Origin of the sequence: Bifidobacterium cebidarum, assembly GCF_009193305.1 — a bacterium.
In the GTDB taxonomy this organism is placed as follows: domain Bacteria; phylum Actinomycetota; class Actinomycetes; order Actinomycetales; family Bifidobacteriaceae; genus Bifidobacterium; species Bifidobacterium cebidarum.
The window spans coordinates 194,325-209,722 of the sequence record NZ_WBVS01000001.1 but is presented as its reverse complement, the minus strand read 5'-3'; the positions used below and the strand labels follow the sequence as shown (position 1 = coordinate 209,722).

At 57.6% G+C, this 15,398-nt stretch carries 12 protein-coding genes and 1 tRNA gene; 10 read left to right on the top strand and 3 right to left on the bottom strand.

The window, feature by feature from the left end; translation table 11 throughout:
* Positions 1 to 93: 93 nt before the first annotated feature.
* Both F7D08_RS00820 and ettA read right to left on the bottom strand, forming a co-directional pair.
* Positions 94 to 999: an acyl-CoA thioesterase gene (locus F7D08_RS00820; RefSeq protein WP_152208860.1), complete on the bottom strand. Its 906-nt coding sequence runs from the start codon at positions 997 to 999 to the stop codon at positions 94 to 96.
* 415 nt (positions 1,000 to 1,414) lie between these two features.
* Positions 1,415 to 3,094: an energy-dependent translational throttle protein EttA gene (gene ettA, locus F7D08_RS00815; RefSeq protein ID WP_152208859.1), complete on the bottom strand. Its 1,680-nt coding sequence runs from the start codon at positions 3,092 to 3,094 to the stop codon at positions 1,415 to 1,417.
* 515 nt (positions 3,095 to 3,609) lie between these two features.
* On the opposite strand from ettA, the gene F7D08_RS00810 reads away from it, so the two are divergent.
* The 3 genes from F7D08_RS00810 (at position 3,610) to F7D08_RS00800 (ending at position 6,900) form a co-directional block, all read left to right on the top strand.
* Positions 3,610 to 4,038, top strand: a complete 429-nt coding sequence (locus tag F7D08_RS00810) for a hypothetical protein (protein WP_152208858.1) — start codon at positions 3,610 to 3,612, stop codon at positions 4,036 to 4,038.
* Positions 4,039 to 4,146: 108 nt separating this feature from the next.
* Positions 4,147 to 5,631, top strand: coding sequence for a DHA2 family efflux MFS transporter permease subunit (locus tag F7D08_RS00805; RefSeq protein ID WP_152208857.1), 1,485 nt, complete (start codon positions 4,147 to 4,149; stop codon positions 5,629 to 5,631).
* A gap of 129 nt (positions 5,632 to 5,760) precedes the next feature.
* Positions 5,761 to 6,900, top strand: a complete 1,140-nt coding sequence (locus tag F7D08_RS00800) for a hypothetical protein (protein WP_152208856.1) — start codon at positions 5,761 to 5,763, stop codon at positions 6,898 to 6,900.
* A 66-nt stretch (positions 6,901 to 6,966) separates the two neighbouring features.
* Here F7D08_RS00800 and F7D08_RS00795 read toward each other — a convergent pair whose 3' ends face one another.
* On the bottom strand, positions 6,967 to 7,950 hold the full coding sequence (locus F7D08_RS00795; protein WP_152208855.1) for a Gfo/Idh/MocA family protein: 984 nt from the start codon (positions 7,948 to 7,950) through the stop codon (positions 6,967 to 6,969).
* 242 nt (positions 7,951 to 8,192) lie between these two features.
* Here F7D08_RS00795 and F7D08_RS00790 point away from each other — a divergent pair.
* From F7D08_RS00790 to F7D08_RS00760, 7 genes are all read left to right on the top strand, one after another.
* Positions 8,193 to 8,269, top strand: a tRNA-Asp gene (locus tag F7D08_RS00790).
* 297 nt (positions 8,270 to 8,566) lie between these two features.
* Positions 8,567 to 9,517: an ROK family glucokinase gene (locus F7D08_RS00785; RefSeq protein WP_152208854.1), complete on the top strand. Its 951-nt coding sequence runs from the start codon at positions 8,567 to 8,569 to the stop codon at positions 9,515 to 9,517.
* 100 nt (positions 9,518 to 9,617) lie between these two features.
* Complete coding sequence (locus tag F7D08_RS00780; protein ID WP_152208853.1) at positions 9,618 to 10,037, top strand: peptide deformylase; 420 nt, start codon at positions 9,618 to 9,620, stop codon at positions 10,035 to 10,037.
* A gap of 243 nt (positions 10,038 to 10,280) precedes the next feature.
* Positions 10,281 to 11,690, top strand: coding sequence for an NAD-dependent succinate-semialdehyde dehydrogenase (locus F7D08_RS00775; RefSeq protein ID WP_152208852.1), 1,410 nt, complete (start codon positions 10,281 to 10,283; stop codon positions 11,688 to 11,690).
* Positions 11,691 to 11,970: 280 nt separating this feature from the next.
* Positions 11,971 to 12,771 carry a hypothetical protein gene (locus F7D08_RS00770; protein WP_193316127.1) on the top strand — a complete coding sequence of 267 codons (801 nt, stop codon included), beginning with the start codon at positions 11,971 to 11,973 and terminating at the stop codon, positions 12,769 to 12,771.
* A 234-nt stretch (positions 12,772 to 13,005) separates the two neighbouring features.
* Positions 13,006 to 14,355: a xylose isomerase gene (gene xylA / locus F7D08_RS00765; RefSeq protein ID WP_152208851.1), complete on the top strand. Its 1,350-nt coding sequence runs from the start codon at positions 13,006 to 13,008 to the stop codon at positions 14,353 to 14,355.
* A gap of 249 nt (positions 14,356 to 14,604) precedes the next feature.
* On the top strand, positions 14,605 to 15,234 hold the full coding sequence (locus F7D08_RS00760; RefSeq protein WP_152208850.1) for a sugar O-acetyltransferase: 630 nt from the start codon (positions 14,605 to 14,607) through the stop codon (positions 15,232 to 15,234).
* Positions 15,235 to 15,398: the final 164 nt, after the last annotated feature.

Sequence of the window (15,398 nt, the reverse complement as noted above, 5' to 3'; positions counted from 1 at the left end):
GTGTTTGATCATCTTCATCTTTCCAAAAAATATGGGCGCTGACGATTACTCAGCGTCCATATTTTTCGGAAAGATAAGACCAATCAGTCAGCGTTACCGCTGAGGTACGCGAACCATGGCCTCTTGTGCGATGACGGCCACCAGTTCGCCATCCTGCGAATACACCTTGGCGTTGCCCAGCCCGCGCCCATGTGCGGCAATCGGCGTATCCTGCACGTACAAGTGCCATTCATTGATGTCGATGTCGCGATACCACCACATCGAATGGTCGATGGATGCGTACGAGATGCCCGGTGTGGAGATTGACAGGCCGGCGCGGCGCAGCACCGGTTCCATCATGAGTTGGTCGCATCCGAGAGCGAGCAGCGCGCGGTGCATCACCTGTGGCACATCGGCGTGGCCATCGGCGCGCATCCATACCATCTGTTTGCCGGAATCATGCTCGGCTGACTTCTTGTCAGCGCGAAGCATCACGGTCGGTGTGATATGACGAATGTCGAACGGTGATTTTTCCGCATAATAATTGGCGAATGGCGACTTTTCGGCGAACGGTTCCATGAGCTTCTTCGCGGAAGTCAGCGATTCGGGGTCCGGTAGGTTTTCGGGCATGGGATCGGCGAATTCCACGCCTTCCTGACCGGTCTCCTGGAAAGATGCGATGGCGGTCAAGATCGGGCCTTCGGCTTGGGTGACGTTCACCCGGCGTGCGGAGAAAGACCGGCCGTCGCGCAACGTCTCGACGTCGAAGAGCAGATCCTGGCGGATATCGCCGGCTGCAATGAAGTAGCCGTGGATGGAATGGGGCAAGCGGGAGGCCGGCACGGTTTTGGAGGCGGCGATCACCGACTGCGCGATGACCTGGCCTCCATAGACGCGGCCGGTGGGGAAGAACATGCTTTCGCCGTTGATATAGGTGTGATTGCGGTAGGCGGAAGGTTCACCCAGCCTCAATACCTTGACCAGATGGTCCAATGGGGTAACGGTGGTTGGTTGAGCCATGGCTTCCTCGATTCATGTGACAGTCTTCGTTCGATACTGCTTGGCAGTTTACGCACCGGGGGTTAAGAGTCATGGCAGCATGATGTAACGAGCCTGTGAGGAAGGTTAATTGCCGGTTAGATATGGTCGTGTTTCGCGATGTGACCCCAATTGTGGACCTATATCGAACTCGCCAAACCAGACTGTAGGTTTTTCAACACCGACTGTCGGATTCCTGACACTGACTGTAGGTTTTTGAACGAAAAACGTTTGATTTCCTACAGTCAGTGTTCAAAAACCTACAGTCAAGGGGTGGATAGTGGGGGATATTGGCGTGACGGTTGTTGTGTTGTGCGTGATACTGCACAATGGCGTAAAAAAGAACCGCCACCGTGTATGGTGACGGTTCTTTCGCAAGGATTCAGCAGCCGGCCGATCAGCCGCGCACGAGCTTCTTGTGCAGACGGTGCGGGCGGGCCGCATCCTCGCCGAGGCGGGCCACACGGTTCTCCTGATAGGCCTGGAAGTTGCCTTCGAACCAGTACCACTTGGCCGGGTTCTCATCGTCGCCTTCCCAGGCGAGGATGTGGGTGGCCACACGGTCGAGGAACCAACGGTCGTGGGAGATCACCACGGCGCAGCCAGGGAAGCCGAGCAGCGCGTTTTCGAGGCTTTCCAAGGTCTCGACGTCCAAATCGTTGGTGGGCTCGTCGAGCAGCAGCAGGTTGCCGCCCTGTTTCAGGGTCAGCGCCAGGTTCAGACGGTTGCGCTCGCCACCGGAGAGTACGCCGGTGAGCTTCTGCTGGTCGGAACCCTTGAAGCCGAAGCTGGCCACGTAGGCGCGGGTGGGCACTTCCACGCCGGCAACCTCGATGTAGTCGAGGCCTCCGGAGACCGCCTCCCACAGGTTCTTGTTCGGGTCGAGGCCTTCACGGTTCTGGTCGACGTAGCTGATCTTGACGGTGTCGCCGATCTTCAGCTCGCCGCTGGTGAGCGGTTCGAGGCCCACGATGGTCTTGAACAGGGTGGACTTGCCCACGCCGTTCGGTCCGATGACGCCCACGATGCCGTTGCGCGGCAGGGTGAAGGAGAGATCGTCGATGAGCACACGGTCGCCGAAGGCCTTGTGGATGTGGTTGGCTTCCAGCACCAGGGAGCCCAGACGCGGGCCAGCCGGGATCTGAATCTCGGAGAAGTCCAGCTTCTTGTTGCTACGTGCCTCCTGCTCCATCTGGTCGTAGCGCTCCAGACGAGCCTTGTTCTTGGCCTGACGGGCCTTGGGGGAGGAGCGCACCCAGTCGAGTTCGTCCTTGAGGCGCTTGGCCAGCTTGGCGTCCTTGGCGCCCTGGATCTCCATACGCTTGGCCTTGGTCTCCAGGTAAGTGGAGTAGTTGCCCTTGTACGGGTACAGGTGGCCGCGGTCAACCTCGCAGATCCATTCGGCCACGTTGTCCATGAAGTAACGATCGTGGGTGACGGCGATGACGGCACCCTTGTACTGGTGCAGGAACTGCTCCAGCCACAGGATGGACTCGGCGTCCAGGTGGTTGGTGGGCTCGTCGAGGAGCAGCAGGTCCGGGGCCTCGAGCAGCAGCTTGCACAGTGCCACACGGCGGCGTTCACCGCCGGAGCACACGTTCACCGGGGTATCCGGATCAGGGCACTGCAGGGCATCCATGGCCTGCTCGAGTTGGGAATCAAGATCCCAGCCGTTGGCGGCGTCGATTTCGGTCTGGAGCTTGCCCATCTCCTCCATCAGGGAGTCGAAGTCGGCATCCGGGTTGGCCATCTCCTCGCCGATCTCATTGAAACGAGCCACCTTTTCGGCAATCGGGCCGAAGGCCATCTTGATGTTCTCGCCCACGGTCTTGGTATCGTCCAGCGGCGGCTCCTGCTGCAGGATGCCCACCGTGTATCCCGGGGTCAGCGTGGCTTCGCCGTTGCTCACGGTTTCCAGGCCGGCCATGATCTTGAGCAGGGTGGACTTACCCATACCGTTGGGACCCACCACGCCGATCTTCGCGCCCGGCAGGAAGCTCAGGGTCACATCGTCAAGGATCACGCGGTCGCCGAACGCCTTGCGTGCCTTGATCATCTGGAATACGAATTCTGCCATGAGTTGCAGTTGCTCCTTAGAAAGGTTGGAATTTCGCCGTTTCTAGTCTTATCGTGTTGTTTGTGCGAGCGTGGGCGTTCCGGTACGTGGCCGCGGTGTCTCCCACGGTTTTCGGCGTACTGGCCCAAGCGGTGCGAAGCCTCAGCCACATTACGATCGAATCCCCGTCAAACTACCGCCCACCATGGTATCGGAAGGGCTGGAATGGCGGGGATTGCCACGGGCCGCGTCGAGTCGCAGATCATCGCGTTGGATTACCGATGCTGTCGTAAGTAGTGCGAAGAAGACGAATGGCGTGCAATGCGGGGGATGGAACTACGTAATCGCCTGTTATGCAGTTCCATCCCACACATTGAGCGTCCTACTCCATTTCCGCATTCGCAAGAATGGCGGAATTAAGCCGTTTGTGTATTGTCGTACTATGGGATACGAATGCAGGATGTGGCACGCGAGTGCATATTCGCCGAAAATGCAGATTCGTCCCGCATGATTATTGGATATGAGGTGGGGATACGATGACACCGATTGAATTGGCGACGCGCAGGCGGGTCACCGGACTGACTTCGGGCGAATTCGCCAAACTGTTCGTCACCTTGGAACGCAAAGTGGACGGCGAATCCGCGCAATGGGATGCTTCAGACGTGGAATCCTGGGAGATCGTCGGCCCGCCGGTCGTAGCCGAGCAGCATCTCAATGACACATTCGCCGCCGCCAACGAATTCGTGGCGACGCTGGCCAAACGCTTGTATCGCACGGCCATGCCTGCCCAGGAGGGCACCGCGCTCACCGCATTCCCCGATGATCTGACATTCTGGTCGGAGCAGCCGGATTTCGGCGGCATTCCACATGCCCTGTGGAACATCGCCGCGCTGCAGGCCGCGGAATGGATTCGTCAGGAAACCGGCATCATCTGCGAACTCACCGCCCGCGAACCGCTGGTATAGTCTGCCATGTGCGCTCGCGATGTACGATCATGTAGTTTCGCGAAACATTTGTCTATAGGATATCCAGATTGTTTGATATGCAACAATCGTCGAGACGAATGGAGTCCTATGAGCGAACGCACTGAGTCCGATCAGCGCGCTGACCCGGCGCCCGGTCAGCTGCCCGATGGCGGCAAGCAGCCGGTGCAATCACGGCTGATTATCGCCGTGGTTTCCTTGGCGATTCTTACGTTTCTTGGGATTCTTTCGGAAACGTCGCTGAACATCGCATACTCCACGCTGATGCAGGAGTTCGCCATCGAGGCATCCGTAGTGCAGTGGCTCACCACTGGCTACCTGTTGTTGCTTTCGGTGGCGATTCCAGCCTCGCCGTTTATGGTGCGCCGGTTCGCCACGAAAACATTATTCATTGCGGCGGTATTGATTTTCACTGCCGGTACCGTACTGGGCGCGTTCGCAACGAGCTTCCTATTGCTGCTCGCCGCACGATTGGTGATGGCGCTGGGTACCGGCATCTCGTTGCCGCTGATTACCAACATCATTCTGGAGAAGGCTCCGCTCGAACAACGCGGCGCGATGCTTGGTATCGTCAGTCTCGTGACCTGTGCCGCCCCGGCCATCGGTCCGGTGTTCGGTGGCATAGTCATGGAATTTCTGAATTGGCATTGGATTTTCTATACGATGCTGCCGTTCCTAGTGGTTTCATTCCTGATGGGCATGGCCACCGTACCGGAGATTCGGCATGCCGGAGATAGGGAGCAGGCGAGCATCAGTGTGCCGTCGATGATTCTGGTGGCTCTTGGACTATCGGGCCTGATTGTGGCCGTCAGCTTCTTCGCGACTTGGCAAGGTGACTGGCGGTTCTGGACGGTCTTGGTGGCCAGTGTGGTGGTGTTGGCTGGTTTTGTGATGGTGCAGCTGAAGATGAGCGAACCGCTGGTGCAGGTGCGCGTATTCGCCTACTCGGGATTCTCGCTGGGCATGTTGATTCTGCTCATGGCTTCCGGCAGTGTTCTTGGGCTGAACTTCCTGTTGCCGATTGTGCTGCAGCGTGGATTCGGCATGAGCAGCCTCGCCGCGGCGTTGACGCTGCTGCCGGGTGCTGTGGTCGGCGCGATTTCAGCGCCATTGATCGGCGGCTCGCTGAAGAGCCATTTCCCTCCCAAATTCATTGTGATTGGATTCGTTGCCGTTACGCTCATGGATGCGCTGTTCATCGCAGTCACCGGCAATATTTGGGTGATTGCTGTGGCATATGCGGCGTTTATGGCATTCTCTGGGTTCGTGCTGGTGCCTGACCAAACGCATGCGCTGAACCAGTTGCCAGGCCAACTCAATGCCGATGGCTCAGCCGTGATGAACACCGTGCAGCAAATGGCCGGTGCCATCGGCACGGCGGTGGCCAGTGCGCTGGTTACCGAATTCGCTGTAGCGCAAAGTGCCGCAGGGGAGAGCGTGGCCGACTCATACATGCATGCATTCACACAGAGCATGTGGGTGATTGGTGGCATGGCAGTGGTCGGCGCACTGCTCGCGGCGCTGATGTTCCGCTACTCCACCCGTAGGCCGCCCGAGCTGACCGAAGTGGGCTGATGATTCATCTGCTATTCATGAAAGCTTGGAATGCGCCGGATGCGAGCGTGACACAATGTTGCTATGGGGCAATCATTTCAGCGGTCTTTTCGGCGATCTTTTGAAGATGCGGACCAGGCCGATAGCGGCATGACATCGAGCGTTGTGCTCGATACGGAGCGATCTGCTGCGGCCAGAATTCGAGTCAAGGCATTCGTATGGTTGGCGGTATTCCTTGTCGTGCTGATTGCCGCGGTTATGGCCGGTACGGATCGCAGCGGTGGTCCGGTGCATGCCGAACAGGTGACCGGCACGGTGTCCAGTGTGAATACGGCCAAGAACTCGGTTATGGTCGAGGCGAACGGGGTCGAATATCCGTTTCGCCATCGCACGCATTCGGAGTACTACTATCACGTAGGTGATCGCTTGCAGGTCTATGTATTGAACGGTGAAGTATATGAATCGTTGAAAGGCGTCTCTAACTCCACCATGCTGAACCGGGCGTATCCATGGCTTGCGTGCGCGGCATTCGCCTTGGCATGCGTGTCGCTTACCTATGCAGTGGGATGGCGCAGGGCTTCGACCGTGATACATGATGCTGATGCGGGTGATCCGATTGCCATAGCCTACTTGAAGCGGGGGCCGCAGCTGGGGACGGTCGAATGGTGGTGGGCCACTCCGCCGGTCAGGCCGGCGTCGGAGCGGCGCAAGGTTGTTGCGCTGGGTGTGATGCTGGCGTTCGCGGCGGTGGCCTTCATCGCCATACCGATAGTGATGCGGCTGCTTGGCGGCATTGGCGGGGCATTGGACTTGTTGATGGCATTCGCGCTCTCGGCATTGCCGTTCGTCGCTTTGTCGATATGGTGCTTCGTGTTCGCCGCGCATCCGTCCGAAGGCAAGATTCGGGTGCTCAGGTGGATGGGCTGGGCGCTGCTTGGCGCCGGTCTGCTTGGTGTATTGGCGATTGGCTGGCTTTCGCAGGATTCGTATCTGTATGCGGGCAGCACGCTGGTGATGGTGTATACGGCAGCGCAAACGTTCATCCGAGCGTTGCGGTCGCTGGCGACCATCGCACTGCCCGGACCGGTGACCATGCCTCAGTACCGTGAGCATATCGAGCAGGACATCGCCATGCGCGCTCGAACCGAATCGCAGGTCGCTTCCGAGGGATGGGGATTGGATATGGTGCGTGCGAAGCGGGAACGCAGCATGTTCGTGCGCTATACGCTGATATCCGTTGGTTTCATCGCCATCATAGCGGTTGCGGCGTGGCTGAAAACCGTGATGTAGCACCAATCTCCTGAGCGGACTTTGAATGACTGCGGACGTGCGTGAGTGCGCCCAAAGTCCAGCGGATTACTCCTGCTCCTCTTCCGGATAGGTGAGCCCCCACTGGGCGCGGCGAATCAAGGTCATCATGTCCATCACATCGCGCGTGTAATCCAGGTGCATGATGCTACGGTCGCCTGCGATGGCAGTCTCCATATCTGCCACCTCATAGGCCAGAGCCTTAGCGGTGTCGCCGGCTTCAATCACCTCGGTGTGGCCGTCCTCCACGTAGGTAATGGTGGCGCGCTCGCCGCGAGGATAGTCGTAGATTTCCACATAGCCCTTATCGAAGGACAACAGACCGCGCTTGGGTTGCTTGGCGTGGAGCGACAGCGTGACCGTGGCCATCTGGCCGTCCGCGTTGGTCAGCAGGATGCCCGCCTGCTCATCGACCCCAGTCGGGGCAAGCTTGACCTGGGACAGGATCTGGTTGGGGGTGGAACTCATGAACCATCGTACGAAGGAGAGTGCGTAGACGCCGATATCGAGCATGGCGCCGCCCGCGAGACTGCGGTTGAAGAAGCGATTGGCCATGTCATACTCCTTGTAGGAGCCGAAGTTCATCTGAATCAGCTTCAGGTCGCCGAGCTTGCCGGAGTCGATGACTTCATTGAGCTTCTTATAGAGCGGCATATGGTACAGGGTCATTGCTTCGGCGAGCACCACATTGTTGGCTGCGGCCAGTGCCACGGCCTCATTAAGCTCCTCGCTGTTCAGTGTGATGGATTTCTCGCACAGTACATGCTTGCCGGCGCCCAATGCCTTGCGCAGGAAGTCGATGTGGGTGTTGTGCGGAGTGGAAATGTAGATGACATCCACATCCGGGTCGGTGAACACATCGTCAATAGTGTCGTACACCTTGCCGATGCCGTACTTTTCGGCGAATGCAACGCCTTTGTCGTGAGTGCGATTCGCCACTGAATACAGTTTTCGGCCTTCACCCTCCAGTGCTTGTTCGAGCTGGTTGGCGATGACACCGCATCCTAGCGTAGCCCAATTGAGTTCACGCATGATCGTCTCCTTTGCCTATAACGTTGCCTGAATTGAGGGTTCTGGGCTTCAGCATACATTCAGCGTATTTTTCGGGCACGTATTGTGGCATGTCGTTTACCGGGTTTGATGAAACCATGCGTTGCGTGATGCGGCGTCGTTGCGTATGTTGTGAGTTGCCGTTGCGTACGACACGCCGAGAGTGGACAAGTAGGTCGAAGTTCATATAGTATGTCCTCTCGTGCTTCATTGAGAAACACAACGGCCCCGTAGCTCAGTTGGTTAGAGCGCCGCCCTGTCACGGCGGAGGTCACCGGTTCAAGTCCGGCCGGGGTCGCCATCAAGCTTCCGGCAGGTTCGGAAGCTTTTTTGTTTTTCTGATCTTGTTTGCCTATATTCAATTGTGATTTGATTCCTTGCATTTTCGACACGCCAATAGAACGATTGACGTAATTGCTTTGCAAGTGCCAACGTTTGCGCTAACAATCCTTATATTGCTTGGATGTTGCATGACAACGATTGCGCTATCTGGCATGTTCTATGGCAAACATTTTATGTAACACTTGGTAATTAAGTCATAGCGATTCGTTATTGTTTCGTTATCAGAACAGCCATTTATGTACTCAAGGAGCGAGTCATGACCACACTAGCCGTGGATATCGGAGGCACCAAGATCGCTGCCGCCGTGTGCGATGAAAACGATAACATCATCCAGCGTTGGCGTGTTCCCACGCCGATGGATGCAGACGCCATCAATCAGCACATTGCCAATGTGTACAACGAGGCCGTTGCTTCAGGCCACACTGATATTCAGGCTATCGGCATCTCGGCTGCCGGCAATGTGGGCGCTGATCGCAAGACCCTGACGTTTGCCGCGAACATCCCTGCCTGGATTGACTACAACCTGTCCGAGCATGTCGGCGCGCTGATTGATCATGCTGTGCCGGTGGTTGTGGAAAACGATGCCAACTGCGCCGGTTGGGGCGAATACGTGCACGGTGCCGGCCAGGGCAGCCGGAATATGGTGGCCCTGACTGTGGGCACTGGTCTTGGTGGCGCCATCGTCATCAATGGCGAGCTGTACCGTGGTTCCTTCGGTATGGCCGCTGAGATCGGCCACCTGCCAATGGTTCCGGATGGCGATCACTGCGGTTGTGGTCTGCGTGGCTGCGCCGAACGTTACACTTCTGGCACTTCTCTGGAGAACTTCGCCAAGTCCGCGGTGCGCCGCCGCCCGCAGGATGCCAAGCGTCTGCTCGAGCTGTGCGGGGGCGATGTGACCAAGCTGGAAGGCCCGATGGTCTCCCAGGCCGCTCAGGAAGGCGATGAGCTCGGTCTGTACGCCTTCGGCAAGATTGGTGAATGGCTCGGCCGTACGATGGCCGCCGTCTCCGCCGTGCTGGACCCGGACCTGTTCGTAATCGGCGGCGGTGTGGTGGCTGTGGGCGACATCCTGCTCGAGCCGGCTCGCTATAACTACGCTCGCTTCCTGGAAGGTAGCGCCTATCGCGGCCATGCCAAGATCGTGGCTGCCACCGCTGGCCAGGATGCCGGTCTGATTGGTGCCGCCAACCTGGCTCTGCGCTGACGTAACGACAGCTCATAAGCTAACGGCTCTGTGTGATTTTCGCCAGAGCCGTTTTGCTATCCTCTGAGAGGAAATACTGAAGCGGAGAAAAGGAATTGACATGCAGCGACCGATTATGACATCACGTTCATTCCTGCGCATGCCGGGGGAGGCCGCTGGGCCAGGCGATGAGGCCGTAGCGCAGGATCTCGTGGATACATTAGAAGCTAACCGTTCGCGTTGCGTAGGCATGGCGGCCAATATGATCGGTGTGAGCAAGCGCATCATCGCTTTTGTGGACGATGATCTCGGCGGCCGCATCACAGTGATGATGAACCCGAAAATCACTGCTTCGGATGGGGCCTTCGAAACTGAGGAAGGCTGCCTGTCGCTAACTGGTGAACGCCGCACAATGCGCTATCGCCGCATCGAAGTCGATTTTGAGGACCGCCGTTTCCGCGCTCGGCATGCCACGTTCACCGGATGGGCCGCGCAGATCATCCAGCATGAGGTCGATCACTGCAACGGCATCATCATTTGAGCCATGGCTGGTCATCGCAATCCGTGATAACCAGCCTTTTTATGTGTCTTTTTACATATCGTGCACTGAGATGCGTTCGTGTGTTTGTTAATGTGAGGCAATTCACGGTTTGCATGTAGTGGAGCTCTTGCGTCGAGATGTCCGCGGTGAGCACAATAAAGCATGAGTGGGGGAAATCGCGGGCCGCGGACGGTCGGTGATTGAAACCATGCCGATGACAGCAAGCAAAGGACTCATACGACAATGACGTACGCAACAGTAAATCCATACACTAATGAAACCGTGGCCACCTTCGCTAACGCCACCCCCGAAGAAGTCGATGCCGCGCTCGACACCGCGCACGAATCATTCCTCGTCTGGCGGGATTTGCCGGTGGCGCAGCGCGTCGCCGTACTGGAACAGGCTGCCGAAATCCTTGAAGAGAACCGTGAGAATTATGCCTCGACCATCACCTTGGAAATGGGCAAGATCAGTGCTGAGGCGGCCGGCGAAGTGGACATCTGCGTCGCGATGCTGCGCTATTACGTGGAGCATGGCGAAGAGCTGCTGACTCCGCGCTTCCTGCCCGCCCACGGCTATGGGGACACGGATGTGCAGCTGGTCAATGATCCGATGGGTGTGATTTTCGCCGTTGAACCGTGGAACTTCCCGTACTACCAGGTGGTGCGCATCACCGCCCCGCAGCTGACCGCAGGCAACGTGGTGGTGCTCAAACACGCCTCGAACGTGCCTCAGTGTGCGGCACGCATGGAGGATTTGTTCCGCAAGGCCGCCGTGGCTGCGGGCATCGACGAATCGGTGGCACAGGGTCTGCTCACTAACCTCTATCTGCCGCATGACCAAACCGAACATGTGATCGCCAACCCGGTGGTCCGTGGAGTGGCGCTCACCGGTTCCGAAAAAGCCGGTGGCTTGGTGGCGTCGCTCGCTGCCAAGCATCTGAAGAAGAGCACGTTGGAGCTGGGTGGCGCGGATGCGTTCATCGTGCTGGATGACGCCGACGTGGATAAGGCCGCCGACTGGGCCGTGCGGGGGCGTAACTGGAATGCCGGCCAGGTGTGCGTCTCCTCGAAACGTCTGATTGTGGTCGATGCTGTCTATGACCGTTTCTTGGCTCGGTACCGCGCTGGTGCCGCCAGATTGGTCGCCGGTGACCCGACCAATCCGAGCACCACGCTCGCACCGCTGTCTAGCGAAGGTGCCAAGCAAACGCTGCAACGCCAGGTCGATGACGCCGTGGCGCAGGGAGCGCGTGTTGAGTATCTGGCCGCGGTGCCTGAACGCGGGGCGTTCTTCCCGCCCACGCTACTGACCGGTATCAGCGAGGACAACGATGCCTTCCACACCGAATTCTTTGGTCCGGTGGCGCAGCTCTACCGTGCCAAGGACGAGGATGATGCGATTCGCATTGCCAACGATTCGCCTTTTGGCCTCGGTGGCTCCGTGTTCAGCAAGGATATTCGCCATGCACAGCAGGTGGCTCGCAAGCTTGACACTGGTATGGTGGCCATCAATCATCCGACCATCGTGGCTGCGGATATTCCATTTGGTGGCGTAAAGAATTCCGGCTACGGCCACGAGCTCATCGACCTTGGCCTTAAAGAATTCGTCAACCAGAAGGTCATTGCGGTGGGAGATATCGACGCGCTGTGATGAGATGATGGGGAAGCGACGGTAGATGCCGCTCCGAGACTGTATAGTCCGATAATTCTTCGGTGGACAATCGTTGAACCCTTCGGTGGATAACCATTGTGCATGCCGGTTTATCCACCAATGTGCATGTTGGTTATGCACCGTTGGTTATCCCCAATGGCTTGGTTTATTCACTTATCCACTGATTGATGACTGCCCCTTGCAGCTGCTGTACCAAGTCTCATACAGTGTGTCTCACGGCGGGCAACGAAGCCCGCCGTCCACTAGCAAGGAGGCTGTGATGACTATGACGAGCGTTGCGATCGGGGATGCTGATTTACCGGCGATGTTGAGTTCAAGGGATGTCGCTGATATTTTCAAGCGTTGCAATCTTGCCGTTTATGCCGAAGCACGTCGTGAATTCTTCCGGAAAGTGAATCTCAACCCTTTCAAACCGCACTCCCAGTATGTGCTTCAATTGCTGGATTGGTCGTTTCAGGACTGGTTCTCATTCGACTGCTTGGTGAGCGCCTCGGGGATTACCGGTGATGAATCGGAGGACCTGCGCGTCGAATTGGAGTATGACGCCAGCCGTGGCATCTCGCCATTCCTGGCCATTGGAGAATATCTGCATGGCGGTCAGGAGGGAGACGGTGCCGATGAGCGTGCGGCGCGGGATTTGCGAGAGGTGAACGACACCAATTTCGCTTCGATCTTCTGGATCCGTGATGCTCATACGGCAAGCGGACGACTGATGGTGGAGGATTTGCTGCACGGTGAGTTCTATTCGGTGTTCGACCCGCGCGCGGCGGCTCGATACGACGGGGCGAGAGGCGGCATGATAGTCAATCGCATCGCCCATAGCCGTGGAATGTGGCGGTCATGCGCCATACCGTTATATGAAGCTCGCCGTCCTGATTCGCAGACCGCGGGAGCGGAGGCTGCCAAACTATTTCGGGGTCTGGGATATACGCCTGACTTCGTGGGTCTGGTGCGTTTCTTCTACGGAAGAGCCAAAGATACCGGTCTTGGTTGGGAGGATGCGGTTTCTCGTCGCAACACCAGCATGCTCGACCGTTTTCTGAACCGGGTTTGCGAGTAGCGTGACATACATGTGGGGAAGGCTTCGATCGTCGGCGGATTATCAGGGGAATAATCCGCCGATTTTTTATGTGATTGGAGTTGGCCGCACTTGCTCATTGATGTGAAAACCGTTGCGATTACTGGCAACACGCTGTGCAGCTGCGCATTAATTCAATCATTTGACAAACATAGTTCATTCGTTTTATTATTTATCCCGTAATCCGTTGAACCACTACTGCAAAGGAGCGCCCAAATGGGTCTGTGGGATGTTGACAAGGTTGAGTACGTCGGCCGCGAGAAGGGACCGAAGGAAGGCCTCGCTTTCCATTACTACGATGCTGACAAGGTTGTTGCCGGCAAGAAGATGAAGGATTGGCTGCGTTTCGGCGTCGCTTGGTGGCACACCTTCAACCAGGAGCTCGTTGATCCGTTCGGCACCGGTACCGCTCACCGTCCGTACTACAAGTACACCGATCCGATGGACCAGGCTCTGGCCAAGGTTGACTACGCATTCGAGCTGTTCCAGAAGCTCGGCGTTGAGTACTTCTGCTTCCACGATCGCGATATCGCCCCTGAAGGCGACACCCTGCGCGAGACCGATGCCAACCTGGACAAGGTCGTCGACAAGATCGAAGAGAACATGAAGGCCACCGGCGTCAAGCTGCTGTGGAACACCTCCTCCCTGTTCACCAACCCGCGCTTCGTCTCCGGCGCCGCAACCTCTCCGTTCGCTGACATCTACGCCTACGCCGGCGGCCAGCTGAAGAAGAGCCTTGAAATCGGCAAGCGCCTCGGTGCAGAGAACTACGTGTTCTGGGGCGGCCGTGAAGGCTACGAGAACCTGTGGAACACCGAGATGAAGCGTGAGACCGATCACATCGCTCAGTTCTTCCACCTGTGCGCTGACTACGCCAAGGAAATCGGCTTTGACGCTCAGTTCCTGATCGAGCCGAAGCCGAAGGAGCCGACCCTGCACCAGTACGACTTCGATGCAGCCACCGCCATCAACTTCCTGCGCGAGCACGACCTGACCGACGTCTTCAAGCTGAACCTCGAAGGCAACCACGCCAACCTGGCCGGACATACCTACCAGCACGAGATTCGCGTTGCCCGTGAGTCCGGCTTCCTCGGCTCCCTCGACGCCAACCAGGGCGACAAGCTCATCGGCTGGGATATGGATGAGTTCCCGACCGACCTGTACGAGACCGTCGCCGTGATGTGGGAAGTCCTGCAGGCCGGCTCCATCGGTCCGCGCGGTGGCCTGAACTTCGACGCCAAGCCGCGTCGTACCTCCTTCTACGCTGAGGATCTGTTCCGTTCTCACGTCGCTGGTATGGATTCCTACGCCGCAGGCCTGCTGGTCGCCGACAAGATGAACCAGGATGGCTTCATCCAGGATCTCATGGCCGAGCGCTACAGCTCCTACGACTCCGGCATCGGCAAGGAGATCGAGGATGGCAACGTGACCCTGGCCGACCTCGAAGCCTACAGCCTTGATAAGCCGCAGTCCGAGCTGATCGCCGCTACCAAGTCCGATCACCTGGAGTCCGTCAAGGCCACCATCAACAACTACATCATCGACGCTCTGTCTGAAGTCAAGTGAGTCGATGACCGACCGATGACTGCTTGAGGCGTGAGGCGCGCTTGGTGAACCTCGCGCCTCGGGCATCCATCGCTGATATCCATGCTTGTTCTCAGGTGCGCACATGCCTGAGGGCAGTTTACCCACCTTCCTTTTTCTTTCTTCTCCTTCCACTGGAATGCCGCTTCGGGCAATGATGCTCGAAGCGGCATTCTGGTATGCGCATGTTTTGATTCCAATTACCGTGAAACTCCAATGTTGAGGTGACCTATGGCACATGATCTCGAGCAACTGAAGCGTGATTACCCGGACGTGGCGAAGCTTTTCGCCGATGATTGGCTGCAATACCGTAAATCGAAGATTCTGCCGGAACTCACGCGTGAGGCGCAATCCACCTGCGACCGCATCAATCGCATATATTTCGAGGATACGGCTGAAGCTGAGCGTCTGTTCCGCGAACTCGTGCCGGAGGCCGGCGAGGGGGTGGATTTCAGGCCGCCCATCCGTTTGGATTATGGGTTGGGACTGAAGATCGGTGACCGTACGTTCATCAATATGGACTTTCTCACTGTGGGCGGCGGTCCGATTTCCATTGGCTCGGACTGCCTGATCGGCCCGCGCGTCAGCATCTATACGCCGAACCATGCCATCGCTCGCAAACCTCGTCTGGAGGGCTGGCAACATAACGAAGACGTGACTATCGGCAATAACGTATGGATCGGTGGCAACGCGGTGATTTGCCCAGGCGTCACCGTCGGAGACAATACCATCATCGGCGCGGGCTCTGTGGTGACCCACAATATTCCTGCCGACTCCATCGCCGTGGGCAATCCTTGCCATGTGATTGGCCGAGTGCCCGAGGATTGGACGCCCGAGCAGCGTGCTCAGGCGGAACGCTGAACACTGCTGATTATACGAAAGCGGTTTCCGCTGCAGGCATTGCAATACGTGCTATGGCGGAAACTGCTGAAACCAGGCCATACGAGTTCAACATGGTGATTCGGGGAGTGAGGTCTTAGGCTGAGGCGAAGTGTTTTTCGATTTGCTTTCGTAACATAACAGGT

What these genes read in the sequence shown, in the direction of transcription:
- xylA (WP_152208851.1), top strand. Translation starts at nt 13,006, where the DNA reads ATGGGTCTGTGGGATGTTGACAAGGTTGAGTACGTCGGCCGCGAGAAG.
- F7D08_RS00760 (WP_152208850.1), top strand. Translation starts at nt 14,605, where the DNA reads ATGGCACATGATCTCGAGCAACTGAAGCGTGATTACCCGGACGTGGCG.
- F7D08_RS00775 (WP_152208852.1), top strand. Translation starts at nt 10,281, where the DNA reads ATGACGTACGCAACAGTAAATCCATACACTAATGAAACCGTGGCCACC.
- F7D08_RS00810 (WP_152208858.1), top strand. Translation starts at nt 3,610, where the DNA reads ATGACACCGATTGAATTGGCGACGCGCAGGCGGGTCACCGGACTGACT.
- F7D08_RS00785 (WP_152208854.1), top strand. Translation starts at nt 8,567, where the DNA reads ATGACCACACTAGCCGTGGATATCGGAGGCACCAAGATCGCTGCCGCC.
- F7D08_RS00780 (WP_152208853.1), top strand. Translation starts at nt 9,618, where the DNA reads ATGCAGCGACCGATTATGACATCACGTTCATTCCTGCGCATGCCGGGG.
- F7D08_RS00770 (WP_193316127.1), top strand. Translation starts at nt 11,971, where the DNA reads ATGACTATGACGAGCGTTGCGATCGGGGATGCTGATTTACCGGCGATG.
- F7D08_RS00795 (WP_152208855.1), bottom strand. Translation starts at nt 7,950, where the DNA reads ATGCGTGAACTCAATTGGGCTACGCTAGGATGCGGTGTCATCGCCAAC.
- F7D08_RS00805 (WP_152208857.1), top strand. Translation starts at nt 4,147, where the DNA reads ATGAGCGAACGCACTGAGTCCGATCAGCGCGCTGACCCGGCGCCCGGT.
- F7D08_RS00800 (WP_152208856.1), top strand. Translation starts at nt 5,761, where the DNA reads ATGACATCGAGCGTTGTGCTCGATACGGAGCGATCTGCTGCGGCCAGA.
- F7D08_RS00820 (WP_152208860.1), bottom strand. Translation starts at nt 999, where the DNA reads ATGGCTCAACCAACCACCGTTACCCCATTGGACCATCTGGTCAAGGTA.
- ettA (WP_152208859.1), bottom strand. Translation starts at nt 3,094, where the DNA reads ATGGCAGAATTCGTATTCCAGATGATCAAGGCACGCAAGGCGTTCGGC.